Raw genomic sequence first — 20,825 nt, 5'->3', positions numbered from 1 at the left:
CGCTACGTGACCGGACTCGCGATGACCGGCGGGTCGGGTGCGGACCACTACTCGCTCCTCATGGAAGACGGGAACGTCGTCCACTGGGACACCGCGGACCACGCGAGCAACCAGAAGTACAACTGCCCGTGGTTGAACGACATTCGCTACGCCTGTCCCGGACTGGGGAACGTCCCGCGTGCCTCTGGCCGTGACTCGGCGCGGTCGTTCCTCATCGACAAGATGGCACAGACCGTCGTCGACGCCCTCGACGAGTACGACCTCACGAACGAACCGATGGGTATCGACACGGGCAACACTGGTCTCATCAACGCGTTCGAATCGAAGGGTGTCGACGTTCGTGCCGCAGAAACCGCGCGCGTGATGGAAGACGCGCGAAAGACGAAGACCGAAGACGAAATCGAGTGTCTGCGACAGGTCGCCGCCATCTGCGAGGCAGGATTCCAAGCCATCGTGGACAACGCGAAGCCGGGCAAGCGCGAATCCGAGGTGTGGGGCGACGCCGTCCGCGAACTCTGGCGACACGGCGCGATGGCTCAGGGAGGATACATCACCTCGGGACCGAACACGTGGCCGAAACATCAGGCGAACACCACCGACCGGATGATTCGCCCCGGTGACCTCGTCTACGCCGACTTCTACAACATCGGCTACCTCGGCTACCGGTCGTGCTACTACCGGACGTTCTCGATGGGCGAACCGACGCAAGAACAGAAGGACGCCTACGACACCGCCCGCGACAATCTCTACGCCGTCCTCGACGAAATCGAACCGGGCAAGACCACCGACGAAATCGCCATGGCGTTCCCCGACATGGAAGGCGAACACGCCGACTGGTACGGTGCCGACGAACACTGGCAGATGACGACCAACCACTGGGCGCACGGCCTCGGCCTGCAACTGTACGAAGTGCCACTCATCTGGCGCGGCCTCTCACCCGACCACCCCATCGAAATCGAGGAAGGGATGACGATGGCAGTCGAGACGCAGGAACCCGCCGGCAGACAGGGCGTCCGCGTCGAGGAGATGGTCGTCGTCCGCGACGACGGCGTCGAACTCCTCAGTCAGTGGCCCGTCGAAGAGATAACCGTCGTCGACCACTAGTCAGCGACTGACGCTTCGTTTTAGTCAGTTATCGTATAATAAGGGATTTCAGAGAGGATAACGACAGTGCAGCAGGAGTACAATTTGTACAAATTTTAAAATTTGTATATTCGAGGCACCCAAACGGGAGTGACGAGCAACCAATCACTCAATTCAACTGTTAATTCATCGAGTGTGTCCAGTCGAAAAACCAATGTATCACAGTTTATATCTACTCTCTTACAAATATAAAGTCCACGATTCGGTCACTCGCAGCTGACCGGGAGGTCAACGTTTTTCCTGACGCAGTGTGTCGGTTCCGACCATGAAACCGCGTCCGTCCACGTTCTCTATCGTCGCTCGTGACCCAGACCAGAACGCCGTCGGCGTCGCCGTCCAGTCGAAGTTCATCAGCGTCGGGTCTGTCGTCCCGTTCGTCAGCGCAGACGCAGGGGCTATCGCGACACAGAGTTTCGCGAACGTCGCGTACGGCCCAGACGGCCTCGACTTGCTCCGTGAGGGCCACACCGCCGAAGAAGTCGTCGAACGACTCACCGAAGCGGACGACGAGGCCGAGAGTCGGCAGGTCGGCGTCGTCGGTCAAGACGGCAGCATCGCCGCGTTCACCGGTGACGAGTGTTTCGACGTCGCCGGCGACATCCAAGGTGCGACGTACACCGTCCAGGGCAACATCCTCGAAAACGAAGAGACACTCGACGCGATGGCCGAGGCGTTCGAGACGACCGATGGTGGACTCCCAGAGCGACTCCTCGCGGCCCTGCACGCCGGCAACGACGCCGGCGGCGACAAGCGTGGCGAACAGTCCGCGGCGATGTACATCGCCAAACCCGAAGGCGGGTACGACGGCGGAAACGACCGCTGGGTGGACGTCCGCGTCGACGACCACGAACACCCGATAGACGAACTCGAACGGGTGTTCAAACTCTACGACATCACGCTCCTCGAACGAGAGGCACCCGCCGAGACTGTCTCGCTGACGGGAGACACTGCCAAAGAAGTCTGCGAGACACTCGCAGACCTCGGATTCTACGACGAGACACCGACCGACGAGTTCGACGAGTCGGCCGTGGAGGCCCTCGAATCGTTCCGCGGGATGAACAACTTCGAGAACCACTCGCTCGTCGTCCTCGAAGACGCCATCGCTCGTGGCTGGGACGACGCCGAGGGTGACGGCGAAACACGACTCGTCGAAGCAATCTGGCACGGTCTCTCGCGTCTCGAGCGAAAATAACGCGGGGGAGTCCGAAAGCGCGTTTTTCAGACGCTCAGTCGAGTTTTCCGTTGAGCACTTTTGCCGTCGTCAGGACTGGGTCCCACGTCGGGCTAAACGGCGGCGCGTACGCGAGGTCGAAGTACTCCAGTTCGCCGACAGTCGTCTCGGAGTGGAGCGCGGCGGCGACGGTGTCGATGCGCTTGGAGACACCCTCGCGTCCCACCATCGCTGCGCCGAGAACCCGCTTCGAGTCTCGGTCGGCGAGCATCGTGATGTGGATCGGCTTCGCGCCGGGGTAGTAGTGTGCCCGCGACGAGGCGGTGATGGTGACACTCACGGGGTCGAATCCGGCGTCGCGTGCCGCGTCTTCGTCGATGATGCCCGTACGGGCCGCTTCGAGTTCGAACGCCTTCACGGCAGCAGTACCGGCGATGTCGCCGACGGGCGTCTCGTCGCCAGCCATCGTCTGGCCGATAGCCCGTCCGGCGCGGTTCGCGGTGAGGGCGAGGGGGACGTAGTCCGGTTCGCCAGTGACGACGTGTCGCGCCTCGGCACAGTCGCCAGCGGCGAACACGTCTTCTGCGCTCGTCCGCCCGAACTCGTCGGTTGCGATGGCACCCGTCTCGCCGAGTTCGATGCCCGCGTCGTCTGCGAGTTCGGCGTTCGGAGCGACACCGACGCCGACGAGTGCGAGGTCCACGTCGACCGTGTCGTCGCCGACGACGATGCCGTCGAGTGTGTCGCCGTCGCCGGTGAACCCGTCGACTGCCGTGTCGAGGTGGAGTTCGATACCCTCCTCGCGCATGTGGTCTTCGACCTTCTCGGCGACCATCTCACCGAACGGCGCGAGGACGTGCGGGAGCATCTCGAAGAGATGTACGTCGACGCCGTGTTCGGCGAAGGCCTCGGCCATCTCGATACCGACGTAGCCGCCACCGACGATACCGACTGCCGAGACGGACCCCGAGTCCATCAAGTCGTGGACGGCTTTCGCGCTGTCGAGACTGTGGAGTGTGTGGACGCCGTCGAGGTCCATCCCGTCGAACGGCGGTTCGATGGCACGTGCACCGGTCGCGATGAGCAGTTGGTCGTACGAGAGGGAGACTGCTCCATCGGGGGTCTCAGCTGTCACCTCGCGAGCGTCCGTGTCGATGTCGACGACTTCGTGGTGCAGTCGCAGGTCGATGTCTCTGTCTTCGATGAACTCCTCTGGGGAGACCTGAAGCAGGTCGTCGAACTCCTCGACTGCACCCTTGATGTAGTACGGCATTCCGCACGCCGCGTAGGAGACGTACTCACCTTTCTCGAAGACGACGACGTCTCTGTCGGGATGCTCGCGTTTGAACTTAGACGCCGCGCTCATTCCCGCAGCGTCGCCACCGACGATGACTATCGGATCCATATCCGATTGTTGTCGGAGGAGCGGTTAATATATTGCCCTTATTCTACAAGAGCAAGGTCGTGATTCGGGCCGAAAGTTCGATTCGAATCTACGAAGAGAGTTCTTCGACGACAGACCGGAGGACTTCCTCGCCGCGCATGCCGACGACGCGCTTCTTCGGTTCGCCGTCGGCGAAGAAGACGACGTTCGGGATACTCTGGACCTGATAAGCGGCGGAGAGCTGGCCGAGTTCTTCCGTGTCGACTTTCAGCACGACAGCGTCGGTGTCTGCAGCGATGTTCTCGACGATGGGTTCGAGCATCTTACACGGCCCACACCAGTCGGCGTAGAAGTCGACGAGGACGACGCCATCGCGGTCGACGAGCTCTTGGAAGTGTTCGACAGATTCGACGTGAATCGGTTCGTCGGTGACGAATTCGGATTCAGACATGTACCTGTTCGTACTCGCTCGTCCGTCTTAACAGTATTGTTTGCTGAGAACAATTCTACGCCAGCTATGCTCGGACGTATGTGTTCGAGTGTCAGAAGAAGTGCCACTGTGCCTCTGTTCGTGTTCTGTCCCCGCAATCCTCAGCGAAAGACCGCAAGAGGAGTGTTGCCCGTGCACCTCAGCCGAGGAGGTACTTGAGGGCGGGGCGTTGCTGGACGAACTCCGTCTTCTCGATGATGGAGTCGACGCCGAGGATGCGGCCCGCGGCGAGGGTGCCGATGAGGACGAACATCAGGAGACCGAAGAGGTCACCGTTGACGTAGCCGTGCGCCCAGTCGGCGTTCCCCAGGTAGAAGAACACCATCAGGAAGCCGCCGAAGAAGGCGGCGAGCCGGGTGAGTGCTCCGATGAGGAGTCCGAGGCCGATGAGGGTCTGGCCGAGCGGAATCATGAAGTTCGTGAATTCGAGCATCCACGGAGTGCTGCCTGCCCACGCGAGGAAGCCGCTGATGGGACCGCTGGAGTTCATCAGCCAGCCAGCAGCGCTGAAGGGTTCTGCCGCGAGGTACTTACCCATCCCCGCGTTGAGGAACCAGTAGCCCGTGATGAGGCGGACGAGCACGAGCACGTAGCCAGTCGCGCCCTGCGAGTAGTCGAAGTCCATTCTGTTGCCGAGTATCTCAATTTGTCCGGTTGCGGCCATTGTAATTCACCTTACAACTGAACAGTCGACCCCCATCAGAATATAAAGAGGGTCTGGTTTCCGAATCCAGAGAATCGAGAATCACCGAAAATCAGAGGCTGAGAACCGCTATCCCCTGTCTCAGTCTATCACATCTACGAGTGAGTGAGTTACAGTTGGGCGATAAGGTCACGAGAAATGTCTCGTTCTCGATACACGACTCCACCGTGTTCGTCGGCGAAGGCGTCCGCATCCGCCTCGTCCGAAAACGGGATGAGGTCGTTCCCCATCGCGCCCTTGATGTCCGTCCCGGCGACGTAGAACAACTCGTCCATCCGACCGAACGCTTCCGGTTCGAGGTGTGCGTCGATGAACGTCGCCCCGCCGTCGTCGTAGAGTTCGTACTCGACCGAACTGTAATCCGTGAGGTATCCAACCGAGAGCGTCCATCCCTCGTTCTCTCTGTCGAAGTTGTAGGCGAACGTCTCCCACGCACTACAGAACCACGCAGGATTGTCGTGCCCCTCGGGGGCGTTGTCCGCGTAGAAGAGTTGGCCGACTGGGCCGGGGTGTTGCTCGATAATCATCCCGCAGACGTCACACTGCTTGTTTCCAGTCAATGCAATCGGGGCGGGTACGTCACCATTGCCGCTACCACCACCGCCGCCGAGGCATCCTGCGAGGCTGGCGACGCCGATAGCCCCTGTCGCAGAGAGGACGGAGCGACGAGAGACGGCCGAGTCACAGTGCTGGCACATACCCCGACTAGGCTGTTGGTGGACAAATGGCAATTGGTGCAGTCCACGAACTCGCTGTGCGTCGCGGTACCAGACCGAACCACCTTAGCCGAGTGGCTGGTACACCGGCAGCGAGAACAGGTGCGGCACGTCGAACCCGAGGAGTCGCAACCCAGCGAACAGCGTGTGCGCACCCAAGAGCAGGAACACACCACCGAGGAGTCGGTGGACGAACCGGCGACGGCGCGCACTCACAGATTGGAACACGGTTCCGTAGAGGAACAACGCAGGGAACGTCCCGACACCGAGGACGAACAGTGAGAGTGCGCCCTTCACCGGGTCCGCCTGTCCGAAGGCGTAGAGAAACGCCGGGTACAGCAAGGGACACGGGAGGAACCCGTGGAGGAACCCGAGTCCGAAGATGCGCGGTCCGCCGACCCACTCGTCGATTCGACCACTGAGAACGCCGTGGACACGCCGGAACAGTCCGTCGACGACCGGGATTCGGCTCACCACTGACCGCCCGGCACCGCCGGCGAGGTAACTCACCCCGGCGACGACGATGAACCCCCCGACGACGATGCCCACGACTGCACGCACCTGGTCGCCGAATGGAACCGTTGCGTTCGCAGAGGAGAACGTCAGCAATCCGACGAGGCCGAAGAGTGCCCCGAGGATGGTGTAGACGGCGACGCGGCCAGCGTTGAACAGGAAGTGCTGGCGGACCTGCGTGACGGTGAGGAAGCTTCCGCTCCCGCCGTCACTTCTGCGTTCGTCCATCTTGTCGGCGTAGATGGACACGAGTGGACCACACATCCCGAGACAGTGGCCCGTCCCGAAGAGGCCGACGAGGAAGAACAACCCGAGTTCGACGGCGCTCGTCGTCGGCGTCGCACCGGGTGCGACACAGGTGTCACCTGCGGCCTGTAACAAGACGGAGTTCATCGCCGCGCGTCGAGGATGGTCTCTACGTCGGCTTTCATCTTCTCTGCTTTCGGGTCTGTCCCCGTGTACGCGCGTTCGACGACGCCGTCTCCGTTGGCGAGGAGAGCCAACCCGAGATGGTTGTACATGTACATCGAACTGTCTGTCGCGCCGGTCTTCTGGAACGTGACGCCGAACGTGTCTTCGACGACTGCCTTCGCGTGGTCGTGGTCGCGCGGGCGGAGGAAGTGCCAGTTGCCCACGTCGAGGTCCACGTGCATCATGTCGGCGTACTCACGAAGTCTGGCCTCGTCGTCTCGCGCCGGGTCGAACGTGACCGGGAGGAACACCACGTCGTCGGCGTAGCCATTCTGTGTGGCGGCCGTCTGGACTTGCCGAAGCGTGGAGACGAGAAACGGACAGATACTGTTGCAGTGACTGTAGATGAACGTCATCAAGACGAGTCGGTCGCCGAAATCTGTGGTCGATATCTTCCGGTCGGCGAGGGGTGCATCGAGAGACACCTCCGGGAGAGGTTGCCCGTAGGCAGGGTACGGGAGGTTTGCACTTCGGACGGGTTGGTCTTCGGGCTTGTCGAGGACAGTCTTGGACGACCCACCCAGAACAGACCCGACACACCCTGCCGTCGAAGTGAGCGCGGACGCGCCGGCCACAGCGAGAAACTTCCTGCGGTGCATTACTTGGACCTATACGATAGTCACGTGAAAGTCGGTTGGTTGGTTCCCCGAATTGTACGGCTCGAACAATCTCGAATGAGGACGAGTATCGTCGAAGACGAGTCACAGTCAGTCGGACGGCCGTCACTCGACCCCCCTCATCATTCGTCCCTCACCGTCATTCGTCCCTCACCGTCATTCGTCCCTCACCGCCATTCGTCCCTCACCGTCATTCGTCCCTCACCGCCATTCGACCCTCACTGTCACTCGTCCCACACCGTCACCACTGCCCCGACCAACCCGACACCCGTCCACGCGACGAGGCTGGCCACGTTGGCGATGACGACACCGAGACCGCCGGACGAGACTGTCGCAACCTCGACGACGGTAGTCAGCACGAGGCCACGGAACGCTGCATTCGGACTGAGCGCGAGCGCAACTGGGAGTGACTCGGTTCCGACGAGTCCCGACACGATGGCCCCGAAGAGACCGAGGTCGAGACCCACGAGGAGAATCAAGCCGAGGCCGAAGACGCCGGCGAGAGCAGCGCGAGTCGAACGAACTGCCGCGGACACGGCGAGTGCAAGTGCGAGCGACGAGAGTCCGTACAGCGTGGCCAGCGAGACGAACCGAAGGTACAACAGCGGTGAGTCCGCGCCCCGTTGTGTCGCGTACAGCGCGGCACCAGCATCGCCAGCGAGGGCACCCGCGACGAATCCGGGGAGAAATCCGAGCGCGAGTGCGACGGCGAGCACGACAGCGCGTCCGAGAAACACCCCGGTGACGACGGAGGCCCGTGACGGGGGCATAATCGCGTGGACCGCCAGTTCGCCGCTGCGCCGGTCGTCGAGGAAGACACGGTACCCGAAGGCGAACGCGAGCAGTGGGACGAGTATCTCCGCAGGCATCGAGAGGTCGACGACGACGGGGAGGTACCCACTCGCACCCCCACCGCCGAGGACAGCGAGTCCCGAGACGACCACCGCGATGCCGGCGGTCAAGAGCCAACTCGCTCGTGTTCGTGCCACTGTGACGACTTCACGTCGGGCGATTGCTTCGACGTGGCGTCGGTCGAGACTCATCGAGTCCCCCCTCGGACAGTCGTATTCTCACCCGTCTCGACCCAGTCGTCGTAGGCATCGACGAGTGAGCAGTCCTCTCCACCGAACGCCGACGGCGGACCGTCGAATCTGATGCACCCGCCGTCGACGAAGACGACACGGTCGGCCATTCGTTCGACCGTCGAGAGGTCGTGTGATGCGAGGACGACGGCGGGGCCAGCGTCTGCAACGTCACGGCAGACCTCGAAGACGCGGCGAGTCATCGTCCGGTCGAGTCCGCTCGTCGGTTCGTCGAGGACGACGAGGTCCGGGTCGCCGACGATGGCGATACCGAGGCCGAGCAATCGCCGCATTCCACCGGAGAGCGCACCGACACGCCTGTCGGGTACGCCGTCGAGGCCCACGAGTTCGACGACTACTTCGGGGTCGAGTCCTTCGTCGGCGAGAGTCGCGTAATAGTCGAGCGTCTCTCGGACGCCGAACTCGTCTCGCGGGTGAAGCCGTTGGGGGAGATACCCAACTGTCGGGTCGGTGTCCGTGGATTCGTCCCCTGAACGCCCATGCACGACAGTGCCATTGGTTGGTCGCTGTGCACCCGTGAGCAAGCGGAGAAGCGTCGATTTTCCAGACCCGTTCGGGCCGACGACGGCGACGAGTTCGCCCGCACCGATGGTGAGCGAGACAGAGTCGAGGACCGTGAGCGTCCCGTACGAATGAGTGATGTCGCGGACTGTAACGACGGCCGAGTCGGCCGTCGTCGCTGGTTCAGTGCGGATGGATTCTGGGGGCGTGGTTCGAGTGTTCATGGGAGAGAGTCGTTCAGCGCCTGCTCTACGAGGGCAGGGTTCACCGGGTCGGGTTCCGGGTGACTATCGACGATACCACCCGCACGCATCCCGGGAACTGCACCCTGAAGCGCCCGAAGCGCTGTCAGTGCTGGCGAGCGTGCGAGTGTCGTGGTCCCACGTTCGTCGAGTCGGGCGTCGAGCGGGTCGGTCGGTCGATACGGACGCGACAGCGACCCGTCTGGACCGAGACCAACCGCAGTGTCCCAGTAGTTCCCACTGTCGGTACTGGACCAGAGTCTGAGCGGACCCGACGTGGCGCGCGCGTGCCGTCCGTTCGCCACGAAGTCGTTGCCGACGACGCGGTTCGAGGCGACGAACGACGCCGCTTCGACGCCCACGTCGTTGCGGGCGACGACGTTTTCGGTGTACGACGACGTTCGAGAGCCGATTTTGAGGCCGACGCCGTCGTCCACGAGGACGTTGCGGGCGACGTACGAGTCCGCTCCAGCGGTCACGATGCCGTGGTTCGACTCCCGCACGTCGTTGCCGACGAGAGCGATACCCGACGGGCGGGTCATGACGACGACGCCGGTAGAGGTGTCCCGAACGACGTTGTCGGCGACGAGTGCGTCAGAGGTGAACATCAGGTGAACGCCGAATCGAGCGTCTCGCATCGTACTGTTCCGGACGACCAAACCGTCCGCGCGGTGCGCGTAGACGGCGTCCAGACCACCGGCGAACGTCGAGTCCTGCACGACGACGGGGGACCGCATCGCCATCACACCCATGTACCCCGCACCGGGTGCCGGGTCGCCGCGAACGGTGACGTTCGAAACGACGACATCGTCGGCATCCCGCACGAGAACACCGTTCGACGGGGTAACGACGCGGACTCGGGAGACGAGGACCCGCGACCCACCGAGTATGGCAACGCCTGCGTCGCCGCGCCCGTACGTTCGCTCGACGACGCTGTCCCACCCTTCGGCGTCGCCCTCGACGTCGATGGTCGCTGTGCCGACGCCCGTTATCCGCAGGTCGGTGATGGCGACACCGGATGCGTTCACCGTGAGGACCGACCCGTTTCCACCGCCGTCGACGACTGTCTCGACACCGCTCCCGCGGAGTGTGACTGGTTTCTCGATGCTGACCTGTGTCGTGTACGTCCCCTCGGGAACGACGACTGTCGTGTTCGGGGGCGCACGTTCGACGGCATCAACAATCGTCGGCGCGTCGTCGCCGACGACGACAGACACGGGCCGGTCGGTCAACTGTCGAAGTGAGTCGGCCGTCGTCGTGGCAGTCGCGGACCGGTCGGCCACCCGCGACTCGTAGTCAGGGGCACCTCGGTCGACGGCGAGGGTCGAGACGAGACGGTTCCAGTCCCACACGGCGCCGTCGACACGGGTCGCGTACGCATCTGCTTCCGACCGGTCGGAGAACGGCACGACGACTGATTCCCCGGACTCGGAGACGACGAAGTGTGCGTCGCGGGCGTCGACCCACCCGGGGTCCGACGAGACGTTCACGTACCCATTCTCGGTTGGACTGGGCGTCGTTCCCGAGAAGTCGCTCACGAAGACAGCTATCGGCGGACCGAAGCGCTGGTCACGCCCGTCGCGCTGGAACGTCTCGACGGCGGACTCGACACCGTAGTATCCGACGACCGGTTCGTACTGCGCGTACGAGACCTGTGCTTTCGGGACGACTCCGCCGTCGGCCTGCACAGAACGGACAGATGCGACCGAAAGACCGGATTCGACCGTTTCACCGAAGGGGACAGGGTGCGGCGATGCTGTCGACCCGACGGCGAACGGCGCGACGTAGAGACTCACGAGCAGAACGCCGACCACCGCGACGAGGACGGGGCGACGCATCGAACTCGTCAGAAGAACTTGGCTCGGTACTGCTCTGCCAGTTCCCGGTCGAAGGCGTCGAACGAGACGATATCGTCCTCCGACAGGTCGTCGTACTGGTCGACGTACGCGACGGCGTCTTCTCGAGACGCGAACGCGAGGGGGTTCTTCATCATCGGGTCGTCGACCCGGTCGGGGTTCATCTCCAAGACGTAAAACGCAGACTGGCCGTCGATGAGGTCTTTCGTCCCGTGGTCGTGGACCCACGCACCGGCGGGTGTCTCACCGTCGAACGCCTCGTCGAAGTGGCCGGGGACGGCGGCGAACGAGGTCATACACCCGGTCGAGCAGAAGAACTGGTGGTCCTGGCCCTCGTAGGCGAGTTGGGCGTTGTAGTCGGGGAACTTCGCAGGCATCATGTTACAGACGGCGCACGAAGCGTCGTCGGGCACGTCTGCGGGTTCGACGCCAGTTTGGCCAGCGCCGCCAGCAGTCGGTGCACCGCCGAGACAACCGGCCAGCGCCGCCGTCGCAGTGAGGCTGCCAAGCTTGAGATACGTCCGCCTCGTCGGAGCAAAGTCGGATGCTTCGTCGTCGTCCATACTCCGACTTAGTCGAGATTCACCGAAAAACAGATTGGTTCAATCACTACAAGAGTGCCGAGAATATAACCACTGAGAAGTCGTTTGACCGCCGTACTAGTCCAATATTCTAAACCGACATTGGACATCACCCGAACGACTCACCTGCAGGGGCCGGAAGTGTCCCCAGTTCGGGTGGCGCAGTTATCCCTGGCCGACCATCTGGTCTTCGTCGTCCCACTCGCGCTTCCGGAGTTCGTACTTCTGAATCTTCCCAGTGGCCGTCTTCGGGATGTCTTCGACGAACTCGAACTCACGGATGACTTTGTAACCAGCGAGGCGGTCACGCGTGTACTCGGTCAGTTCCTCGGCGGTGACACCAGGGTCCTCGACGTCGCCGTTGGCCGGGATGACGAACGCCTTCGGCGTCTCACCCCACTTCTCGGACGGCGCAGGGATGACCGCCACGTCGGCGATGGCGTCGTGGTCGAACAGCGTGTCTTCCAGTTCGACCGACGAGATGTTCTCGCCGCCAGAGATGATGATGTCCTTCTTGCGGTCCTGGATGGAAATCATGCCGTCTTCGTTGACGACGGCGAGGTCACCCGTGTGGTACCAGCCTTCGCGCCGGTCGTTGAACGCCTCGTCGGTCTCTTCTGGCTTGTTCCAGTACTTCTCCATCACCTGGTTCCCGCGGACGACGACTTCACCGATGGTGCTGTCGTCGCGTGGGACTTCGGTCCCGTCTTCGTCGACGACGCAGAGGTCGGTTCCGAGTGGAGCGACGCCCTGTCGCTGTTTCAGCGAGAACCGGAGTCCACCCTCGTCGGGAATCAATCTCCGCGCGTCGGAGGTGGCGATGAGTGGGCCGGTCTCCGTGGCACCGTACAGTTGGGTGAACTCCCACCCGAACTCGTCTTCGGTGTAGCGAATCGTCGCACTGGGTGCTGCGCTTCCGGCGGCAGTCACGCGAATCGGGTTCGCGCCGGTGTACGCAGGGTTGTTCTCCTCGGCGTACTCGCGCAGGATAGACAGCACCGTCGGCGCACAACAGAAGAACGACACGTCTTCGTCGGAAATCGCGTCGAACACGTGCTCGGCGTCGACACCGCGGGTACAGACGTGTTTCGCACCGCGGCCCGTGATGGCGTAGATGTGGCCCCAGCCGTTGACGTGGAACATCGGGAGCGTCCAGAGGTAGACGTCGTCGTCCGAGATGTGGTGGTGAATCGTCACCAGTTGGGCGTGGAGCGACTCGGTGCGGTGCGTTCGACAGACGCCCTTCGGGTCGCCCGTCGTCCCCGAGGTGTAGTTGATGGTGATGATTTCGTCTTCGAACATCTCCGGTCGTTCGTAAGCGTCCGGGTCGGCGTCGTCGAGGAAGTCCTCGAAGTCGAGCCACTCGCCCTCGACGGCAGCGGGGTCGTTCGTCACGAAGGTGTCCGCGGGCACGTCGTCGCGCACCGCCTCGATTTTACTGGCGAACTGGTAATCGGCGTAGACCACGTCCGTCCCCGAGTCCGAGAGGAGGTACTCGTAGTCGTCGGGTGTGAGTCGGTAGTTCAGCGGGACGTGAATCGCCCCGGCCTGCATCGACCCGAACGCCGCTTCGAGGTGGTAGTGTGTGTTCGGGTCGAGGACAGCGACTCGGTCTCCCTTTCCGACACCGAGGTCCTGTAGCGCCGCAGAGAATCGGTCGACGCGTTCACCGAACTCACTGTACGTAAACCGCTCACCGTTGGTCCCGACGATTGCTTCGTAGTCGCCGTAGTACGTTCGCGCACGGTCGAGGAAATCCGTCACGAGCAACTGTTTTTTCATTCGTGAAAGACCGGGCCGCGGAGTGAACTAAACGCACCACTTGCGGCAAGATTTCAACGATTCGACGCGTGGCCCAAAATATAGTGGGGGTTCTAGCGTGCCACCAGTCTGACGAGGTCGTGTGCCGTCGAACTCAACACCTTTCAACCGAGCCCCCCTGCACTCCAGTGAATGACGACGCCGACTCTCCTCGTCGCCGGAACTGCGAGCCACGTCGGAAAGAGCACCGTCGCGGCGGGTCTCTGCCGCCTCTTTTCTACCCGTGGACTCGGCGTCGCGCCGTTCAAAGCCCAGAACATGAGTAACAACGCGCGCGCCGTGGCGACCGGCGACGGCGACGGGTTCGGTGAAATCGGTGTCTCGCAGTACGTTCAGGCCCGTGCTGCCCGCGTGACACCAACCACGGACCACAACCCGGTGTTGCTCAAACCACACGGCGACGGGACGTCGCAACTGGTCGTACAGGGACAGGCAATCGGTATCAACGCCGCTGGAGACTACTACGCCGACCACTGGCACGACGCCCGAGACGCTGCACGAGAGTCGCACGAACGACTCGCAGACACCGCAGACGTCGTCGTCGCCGAAGGTGCTGGCTCCATCGCCGAGATAAACCTCCACGACCGGGATTTGGCGAACGTCGAGACGGCGCGCTTCGCCGACGCGAAGGTGCTCCTCGTCGCCGACATCGAACGTGGCGGCGTCTTCGCCAGTCTCGTCGGGACGCTCGAACTGCTCCCCGACGATATCAGAGACCGAGTCGTCGGTGCGGTCATCACGAAGTTCCGCGGTGACCCGAGCCTCCTCGACTCGGGTCTCGACGCCTTCGAGGACCGAACGGGCGTCCCCATCCTCGGGGTGATTCCGTACGACGACCCCGGACTCCCCGAAGAAGACAGTCTCGCATTGCCCGCAGAAGGCGAACGAGCGGTAGTCGGTGACGACGACGACGTGCCCGCGACGCAGACCATCACCGTCGGGGTGCCACGCCTCCCACACATCTCGAACGCGACTGACTTCGAACCGCTCGCGGCGACACCCGGTGTTCGAGTCGCGTACCTTCCGCTCGATGCGTCGCTCGAAGGTATCGACGGTGTCGTCCTCCCCGGCAGCAAGAACACGGTGGACGACTTGCTCGCGCTTCGAGACGCTGGATTCGACAGCGAACTCGCCACGTTCGACGGCCCTATCGTCGGCATCTGCGGTGGGTATCAACTCCTCGGCGAGCGAATCGAGAACGCCGACATCGAAGGGACGAACAGTGACGAGACAGTCGACGGCCTCGGCTATCTACCGACCGTCACGCGGTTTTCGCCCGAGAAGCGAGTCGAACCCGTCAGTGTCGAATTCGACGGTAACGGACCGCTCGCAGGTGCATCCGGTCCAGTCGACGGGTACGAGATACACATGGGAGAGACGCGACTCGTCGGCGACGCACTGTCAGTCACCGGAGACGGCGCTGCCACAGACCGAGTCGCCGGAACCTACCTCCACGACATCTTCGCGAACGACTCGCCGCGAGACGCGTTCGTCGATGCCGTCTACCGCGCGGCAGGCAACGACCGACCGAGTGAGGTCCGAGACGACACAGACCCATACGAACGTGCGGCGTCACTCGTCGCGGACAGCGTCGACGTCGAGTCGTTGCTCGACAGCGTCGGCGTGGCGTAACCATCTGCCACCGAACCGACGACCAATACGCATCACAATATATCGCTCCGGAGAAATGTTCTTAGGGCTGGAATCTAGTCGTGAACTATGTCTCAATCCGCACACCTCTTGGATTCGCTGCACGAAGACGACTGCACCTACTGTGACGGCGATCTGATTCTCGGGAGTTACAAAGACAACGATGCAATCGTCTGCGACGACTGCGGGACACCGGCAGTCCAACTCTGGTAAGCCGATACTCGGCGAGTTCACTATTTTCGCCAGACGAGGACGCGGAATGTGCGGCCGAGTACGAGGGTTCCACAGGATATTCGGGGCTGTGACGACCCAAACGGTCAGTCTAACGCGTCGCCGATAGCCGCCCGAATCGCCCCGAACCGAACGAGGTCCGACGCCTCTTCGAGTTCTCCATCGAGCGGTCTGTCGTCGTCTAACGGTGGGACGACCGACCGAATCGCGTCGCGGACGGCACCCGTTCCGGTGCCGAGTTCGAGTCCGTCGGCGAGGAATTCTGCCGCCTGCGCACCGCAGAGCAGTTCGACGCCGACGATAGTCGCGACGTTCTCGGCGACGACGCGCGCGTTCAGTGCACTCTGACCGCTCATGCTCACGTGGTCTTCTTGCCCGCCGCTGACGGGCGTCGAGTCGAGCGACGGACGGCCGAACGACCGGCACTCGTTGAGGAGTGCCGCGGCAGTGTACTGCGCAATCATGTATCCCGACCGGAGGCCGCTGTGTTCGGTCAAGAACGGCGGCAGATACGACTCCTGTACGTCTGGGTTGAGCATCCGGTCGGTCCGACGCTCGGAGATAGCCGCGAGTTCCGTGAGTGCCCCAGCGGCGTAGTCCAGACGGAGTGCTAAGGGTTCACCGTGGAAGTTCCCGGCGGAGACGACGGCGGCAACGTCGGTTCCGGGAGCGCGTTCGTCGACAGCACCTGCCGGGAAGACGAGTGGGTTGTCGGTCACGCTGTTGAGTTCGATTTCGACTGCCTCGCGCAGGTGAGAGACGGCGTCTCTGACGGCCCCGTTCACCTGCGGGAGACACCGAATCGAGTAGGCGTCTTGGACGCGCTCACAGTCCTTGTGCGATTCGAGGACGGTCGAACCCTCGGTGAGTCGCCGAACCGCGGCAGCGCTCTCTCGTTGGCCGGGATGTGGCCGCACGTCGTGAATCGCCGGGTCGCAGTTGGCCGTCGTCCCCATCGTGACTTCCGTCGTGAGGGCACCGGCAGCGTCCGCCGCATCGACGATTCGTTCGGCGTCGACGACGAACAGCGACGCGAGTCCGACGGTGAGTTGGGTTCCGTTGATGAGCGCCAGCCCTTCCTTGGATTTGAGCGTGACCGGTTCCAATCCGGCCGAACGGAGGGCGTCGTCGCCCGAGTATCGTTCCCCGTCGACGTGTGCCTCGCCCTCGCCGATGAGGACGAGCGCCATGTGCGCCAGGGGTGCGAGGTCACCGCTGGCGCCGAGACTGCCGCGCGACCGGACGACTGGATGGACACCTTCGTTCAGCATCGAGACGAGCACGTCGACGACTTCGGGACGGATTCCCGAGTAGCCCTTCGCGAGCGTGTTCGCCCGCGTCACCATCATCGAACGAACTTCCGTGCGGGTGAGTTCGCGCCCGGCACCAGCCGAGTGACTTCGGACGAGGTTCGTCTGGAGGCGTTCGATATCTTCCCGGTCGATGTGTGTCTCCACGAGGTGGCCAAATCCGGTGTTGACGCCGTAGACGGGTTCACCGGAGTCGAGGACCGACTCCACTCTCGCGCGCGAGTCACGCATTCGCTCGATAGCGTCCGCGTCGAGTTCGACGCTGGCGTCGTGTCGAGCGACAGCGGCCACGTCTTCGGGCGTCAGCGACGCACCGTCGAGGACGACGGTGTCGGGGAGGGCAGTCGCTTCACGCATGGACGACCACCCCCGACTTCAGGACGGTCGAAACGGTATTCGTGTCGAAGCGGTACGAGAGGTGGGTCGCCGATGGAACGTCGAGGACGACGGCGTCAGCGGGACTGTCGGGTCGAAGCGTTCCGGTCCCGTCAGAGCGCCCCAGTGCGTTCGCGGCGGCGCTGGTGATTCCCCTGATGGCTTCGTGTGGTGTCATTCGCATCCCGACGCTGGCGAGTGTGGCGACGAACCCCATGCTTCGAGCGAAGCAGTTCGGGTTGAAATCGGTAGCGAGGGCGACTTCGTGGCCGGCGTCGAGGAACGCGCGGGCGTCGGCGTAGTCTGCACCCAGTCCGAACGCGGTTCCGGGGAGCATGACCGGCGTGACACCCGCTTCGACGAGCGTCTCTCGACCCGACTCGCCGGTGTGGAGGAGGTGGTCTGCGCTCGCCGCACCGACGCCGGAAGCCACATCAGTGCCGCCGATGGCGGCGAACTCGTCGGCGTGAATCTTCGGTGTGAGACCGTATTCGCGGCCTGCGTCCAAGATACGACGCGACTGGTCGGCGTCGAACACGCCGCGTTCGCAGAAGACGTCGCAGAACTCGGCGATACCCTGCTCGGCGACTGCTGGGAGTTGCTCGGTGACGACTTCCTCGACGTACTCGTCGGCGTCCATCCCGCGCGGGACGGCGTGGGCACCCATGAACGTCGGAACGACATCGACCGGGTGGTCGCCACTCGCTGCCGCGATTGCATCGAGCATCCGGAGTTCCGTCTCGGTGTCGAGACCGTATCCAGTCTTGACTTCGACTGTCGTCGTCCCGTGTTCGAGCATCGCATCGAGGTGCTCGGTGAGATTGGCCACGAGTTCCTCGTCGGACGCCCTGCGGACGGCGTCGACGGTTCTGAGGATACCGCCGCCCTGCGCGAGTAACTCTTCGTAGGTCGCACCCCGGAGTTTCGCCACGAACTCGTCCGACCGGTCGCCGGCGAAGAGAGCGTGCGTGTGCGGGTCGACGAGTCCCGGGAGGACCGTCTTTCCAGTCGCGTCGACTACCGTGTCGGCGTCGGCGAGTGGATAGTCGGCGAGAACGTCTTCGGTCGGGCCGACAGCGACGACGTAGCCGTCGAGTGCGGCGAACGCGCCATCCTCGACGACGGTGACTCCGGTTCCGTCGTCCGGGCCAACGACGAGTTCTGCCGCGCCGTAGACGATTGTCAGGGCCCCGTCGGACACTGCATCGTGCTCGGTCTTCGTGTCAGCGTCACGCATCGGCCGTCACCCCCGAGAGGAAGTGAGCGACTGCACGCGCCGCGGCGTCGACAGTTCGTCCGTTATCGTCGAGCGGGGGTGCGCACTCGACGACTTCGAACCCGACCACACGGGAGTCCGAGGCGACGCGCCGGAGCATCGTGTACAACTCGCGAGTGGTGATACCGCCGGGCGTCGGCGCGCTCACGCCCGGTGCGGCAGTCTGGTCGAGGACGTCCACGTCGAGACTGACGAAGACGAAGTCACAGTTTGCGAGGGCGTCGAGCGCGAAGTCGGTCGTCTGGAGTGGGTCGCGGCCGACTTCGTCGGCAGTGAGGATTGTCCCACCGACCTCGCCCAGAAAGTCGGCGTACGCTGTCGATGTCTCGAAGTGGCGTGCGCCGACGACGGCGAGTTTGTCGAGTCCTTCGTCGAACAGTTGTCGGTACGGTGTGCCGCTGGATGGCCCGTCGAGCGATTCTCGGCAGTCGAGGTGGGCGTCGAAGCTCACGACGCCGACCGACGCGTCGAGCGCCAAGAGTGGACGGACGTTGCCGACGGTCAGTGAGTTATCGCCCCCGAGGAAGACAGGGAACGAACCACGTTCGTACACGTCGGCGGTGATGTCGGCGACCATCGACTGGACACCGGCCACACCGTCTCGTGACCCGTCGAACGAGATGTCACCGAGGTCACCGACGGTCCCAACGGGGCCATCGTCGAAGTGATGAGTCTTCACCGACGCGAGCGCACGGCGAATCGCGGTCGGTCCCTCACGGGCACCGCGACGACCGATGACCGCGCCGTCGTACGGTTCGCCCACGAACACGGCGTCGTACTCGCTCACGTCTTCGAGACTCGTCTCGTGGACGATGTCCCCGAACTGCTCGTCGTTCGGGTCCGACGACGTTCCGTCCCAGACGGGTGGGTCAGATATCGTCATTCGTCCCCTCGTTTCGCGTCGTATTCTCGCATCGGGACGTGGACGCCCGATTGCGTCGCTTCGTCGAGTGCGTCTTCGTACCCTGCATCGGCGTGGCGGATGACCCCCATGCCGGGGTCGGTGGTGAACACCGCACGGGCCTTCTTCGCCGCGAGGTCGGTGCCATCGAGGACGACGTGGTTGTTGCTGTGAAGGGAGTTGCCGATGCCGACGCCGCCGCCGTCGTGAACCGAGACGATGTCCGCACCGGCGGCGGTGTTGAGCAAGGCGTTCAGGATGGGCCAGTCGGCGACGGCGTCGGTGCCGTCACGCATCGCCTCAGTCTCGCGGTTCGGACTGGCGACAGACCCCGCGTCGAGGTGGTCGCGGGTGACGACGACGGGTGCCGAAACCTCACCCGACGCCACTAGTTCGTTTATCTTCAGCGCGAACCGAGCGCGTTCGGTGAGACCCTCTTCGTCCGTGTGGTAGCCAAGCCAACAGACCCGCGAGGGGAGTCCCTGGAAGGACACTTGCTCCTGTGCGAGGTCTATCCAGCGCATGAGCGACTCGTTCTCGGGGAAGAGGTCCCGAATCGCCTCGTCGGTTCGGTAGATGTCTTCTGGGTCACCCGAGAGTGCGGCCCAACGGAACGGCCCGCGGCCACGACAGAACATCGGGCGGATGTACGCGGGCACGAATCCGGGGAAGTCGAACGCACGTGTCATCCCACGGTGCGTCTGGACCTGCCCCCGAATGTTGTTCCCGTACTCGAAGGCGACCGCACCACGGTCCTGTAGTGCGAGGATAGCCGCAACGTGACGTTCCATCGTGTCGAGACTCGCTTCGACGTACGCCTCGGGGTCGTCTTCGCGGATTTGGTCCGCCTCCTCGACGGTGTACCCACTCGGGTAGTAGCCCTCCAACTCGTCGTGCGCGCTGGTCTGGTCGGTGACGACGTCGGGTATCTCGTCACGTGCGAGGAGTGCTTCCAGCATGTCGGCGGCGTTCATCTGCACGCCGACACTGTAGGGTTCTCCCGCGTCGAGGGCCTCGTGCGCCTTCTCCAATGCCTCGTCGAGAGAGTCCGCGAAGTCCATCAGGTAGTCCGTCTCGACACGGCGCTGGATTCGGTCGGCTTTGACTTCCGCGGCGATACAGACGCCGTGGTTCATCGTCACCGCGAGCGGTTGCGCGCCACTCATGCCGCCGAGACCACCAGTCACGACGAGTTTGCCGCGCAGGTCGCTTCCGTACTCTTGTCGTGCGAGTTCTGCGAGTGTCTCGTAGGTCCCCTGGATGATACCCTGCGTCCCGATGTAGGCCCACGACCCCGCAGTCATCTGGCCGTACATGATTTTCCCCTGCGCCTCCAGTTCGTGGAAGTGGTCCCAGTCGTCCCAGTGGCCGACGAGGTTGGAGTTCGCGATGAGGACACGCGGCGCGCGTTCGTGCGTGGTGAACTTCCCAACCGGTTTGCCCGACTGAACGAGGAGTGTCTCGTCGTCGTCGAGTTCGCGTAACTCGGTGAGAATCGCGTCGTAAGCATCCCACGACCGGGCGGCCCGACCAGTTCCCCCGTAGACGACGAGGTCCTCCGGTCGTTCGGCTACCTCTGGGTCGAGGTTGTTGTTGAGCATCCGGAGCGCCGCCTCCTGTCGCCACCCCTTACACTCGATGTCTGTCCCAGTCGGAGACCCCTGGTACCGACGCCACTGCTCGCTTGGTTCGCCGAGTCGGTCCTCGACGGCGGACGATGGTTGGTCGTGCATACCTCTCACTTGGCGACCACGACGGGTATCGGTTCCC

Annotated in this window: 19 protein-coding genes; 4 read left to right on the top strand and 15 right to left on the bottom strand. The window is 63.3% G+C overall.

The window, feature by feature from the left end; all coding sequences use genetic code 11:
• Positions 1 to 1,104, top strand: a 1,104-nt coding sequence (locus AUR66_RS10350) for a M24 family metallopeptidase (protein ID WP_058572353.1), incomplete at its 5' end; no start/stop codon positions are given.
• A gap of 304 nt (positions 1,105 to 1,408) precedes the next feature.
• Complete coding sequence (locus AUR66_RS10345) at positions 1,409 to 2,335, top strand: DUF1028 domain-containing protein (RefSeq protein WP_058572350.1); 927 nt, start codon at positions 1,409 to 1,411, stop codon at positions 2,333 to 2,335.
• A 34-nt stretch (positions 2,336 to 2,369) separates the two neighbouring features.
• Here the strand turns inward: AUR66_RS10345 and AUR66_RS10340 are convergent, their stop codons facing one another.
• The 11 genes from AUR66_RS10340 to AUR66_RS10290 form a co-directional block, all read right to left on the bottom strand.
• Positions 2,370 to 3,719, bottom strand: coding sequence for an FAD-dependent oxidoreductase (locus AUR66_RS10340; protein ID WP_058572349.1), 1,350 nt, complete (start codon positions 3,717 to 3,719; stop codon positions 2,370 to 2,372).
• A gap of 88 nt (positions 3,720 to 3,807) precedes the next feature.
• Positions 3,808 to 4,149: a thioredoxin gene (gene trxA / locus AUR66_RS10335; protein WP_058572348.1), complete on the bottom strand. Its 342-nt coding sequence runs from the start codon at positions 4,147 to 4,149 to the stop codon at positions 3,808 to 3,810.
• A gap of 178 nt (positions 4,150 to 4,327) precedes the next feature.
• The gene (locus tag AUR66_RS10330) at positions 4,328 to 4,852 is read right to left on the bottom strand and encodes a DoxX family membrane protein (protein WP_058572347.1); all 525 of its coding nucleotides are present in this window, start codon (positions 4,850 to 4,852) and stop codon (positions 4,328 to 4,330) included.
• Positions 4,853 to 5,001: 149 nt separating this feature from the next.
• Positions 5,002 to 5,589 carry a nitrous oxide reductase accessory protein NosL gene (locus AUR66_RS10325; protein ID WP_058572346.1) on the bottom strand — a complete coding sequence of 196 codons (588 nt, stop codon included), beginning with the start codon at positions 5,587 to 5,589 and terminating at the stop codon, positions 5,002 to 5,004.
• 84 nt (positions 5,590 to 5,673) lie between these two features.
• Positions 5,674 to 6,513, bottom strand: coding sequence for a sulfite exporter TauE/SafE family protein (locus AUR66_RS10320; protein WP_082682171.1), 840 nt, complete (start codon positions 6,511 to 6,513; stop codon positions 5,674 to 5,676).
• Positions 6,510 to 7,190: an SCO family protein gene (locus AUR66_RS10315; protein ID WP_058572345.1), complete on the bottom strand. Its 681-nt coding sequence runs from the start codon at positions 7,188 to 7,190 to the stop codon at positions 6,510 to 6,512. The genes AUR66_RS10320 and AUR66_RS10315 overlap by 4 nt, the downstream gene beginning before the upstream one ends.
• A 242-nt stretch (positions 7,191 to 7,432) precedes the next feature.
• Positions 7,433 to 8,251, bottom strand: a complete 819-nt coding sequence (locus AUR66_RS10310) for an ABC transporter permease subunit (protein WP_058572344.1) — start codon at positions 8,249 to 8,251, stop codon at positions 7,433 to 7,435.
• Complete coding sequence (locus AUR66_RS10305; RefSeq protein ID WP_058572343.1) at positions 8,248 to 9,036, bottom strand: ABC transporter ATP-binding protein; 789 nt, start codon at positions 9,034 to 9,036, stop codon at positions 8,248 to 8,250. Before AUR66_RS10305 ends, AUR66_RS10310 begins: the two co-directional genes overlap by 4 nt.
• On the bottom strand, positions 9,033 to 10,892 hold the full coding sequence (locus tag AUR66_RS10300; RefSeq protein WP_058572342.1) for a NosD domain-containing protein: 1,860 nt from the start codon (positions 10,890 to 10,892) through the stop codon (positions 9,033 to 9,035). Before AUR66_RS10300 ends, AUR66_RS10305 begins: the two co-directional genes overlap by 4 nt.
• An 8-nt stretch (positions 10,893 to 10,900) precedes the next feature.
• Positions 10,901 to 11,473 (bottom strand): nitrous oxide reductase accessory protein NosL, encoded by a 573-nt coding sequence (locus AUR66_RS10295; RefSeq protein WP_058572341.1) that lies wholly within the window; start codon positions 11,471 to 11,473, stop codon positions 10,901 to 10,903.
• Positions 11,474 to 11,656: 183 nt separating this feature from the next.
• Positions 11,657 to 13,273, bottom strand: coding sequence for a long-chain-fatty-acid--CoA ligase (locus AUR66_RS10290; protein WP_058572340.1), 1,617 nt, complete (start codon positions 13,271 to 13,273; stop codon positions 11,657 to 11,659).
• Between the two features lie 171 nt (positions 13,274 to 13,444).
• On the opposite strand from AUR66_RS10290, the gene AUR66_RS10285 reads away from it, so the two are divergent.
• Entirely contained in the window at positions 13,445 to 14,944 is a 1,500-nt protein-coding gene (locus AUR66_RS10285; RefSeq protein WP_058572339.1) for a cobyric acid synthase, read from the top strand.
• Between the two features lie 87 nt (positions 14,945 to 15,031).
• On the top strand, positions 15,032 to 15,175 hold the full coding sequence (locus tag AUR66_RS21925) for an HVO_A0556 family zinc finger protein (protein ID WP_197409733.1): 144 nt from the start codon (positions 15,032 to 15,034) through the stop codon (positions 15,173 to 15,175).
• 104 nt (positions 15,176 to 15,279) lie between these two features.
• Here AUR66_RS21925 and hutH read toward each other — a convergent pair whose 3' ends face one another.
• Genes hutH through hutU form a run of 4 tightly spaced genes read right to left on the bottom strand, consistent with a single transcriptional unit; the run spans position 15,280 to position 20,788 of the window.
• Positions 15,280 to 16,860: a histidine ammonia-lyase gene (gene hutH, locus AUR66_RS10280; protein ID WP_058572338.1), complete on the bottom strand. Its 1,581-nt coding sequence runs from the start codon at positions 16,858 to 16,860 to the stop codon at positions 15,280 to 15,282.
• On the bottom strand, positions 16,853 to 18,115 hold the full coding sequence (gene hutI, locus AUR66_RS10275) for an imidazolonepropionase (protein ID WP_058572337.1): 1,263 nt from the start codon (positions 18,113 to 18,115) through the stop codon (positions 16,853 to 16,855). Before hutI ends, hutH begins: the two co-directional genes overlap by 8 nt.
• The gene (gene hutG, locus AUR66_RS10270) at positions 18,108 to 19,037 is read right to left on the bottom strand and encodes a formimidoylglutamase (protein WP_058572336.1); all 930 of its coding nucleotides are present in this window, start codon (positions 19,035 to 19,037) and stop codon (positions 18,108 to 18,110) included. Before hutG ends, hutI begins: the two co-directional genes overlap by 8 nt.
• Entirely contained in the window at positions 19,034 to 20,788 is a 1,755-nt protein-coding gene (hutU, locus tag AUR66_RS10265) for a urocanate hydratase (protein WP_058572335.1), read from the bottom strand. Before hutU ends, hutG begins: the two co-directional genes overlap by 4 nt.
• Positions 20,789 to 20,825: the final 37 nt, after the last annotated feature.

Origin of the sequence: Haloferax profundi (genome assembly GCF_001469865.1) — an archaeon.
Taxonomy (GTDB): Archaea; Halobacteriota; Halobacteria; order Halobacteriales; family Haloferacaceae; genus Haloferax; species Haloferax profundi.
Note: the sequence above shows the minus strand (reverse complement) of the source record. Positions and strands in the feature narration are given on the sequence as shown.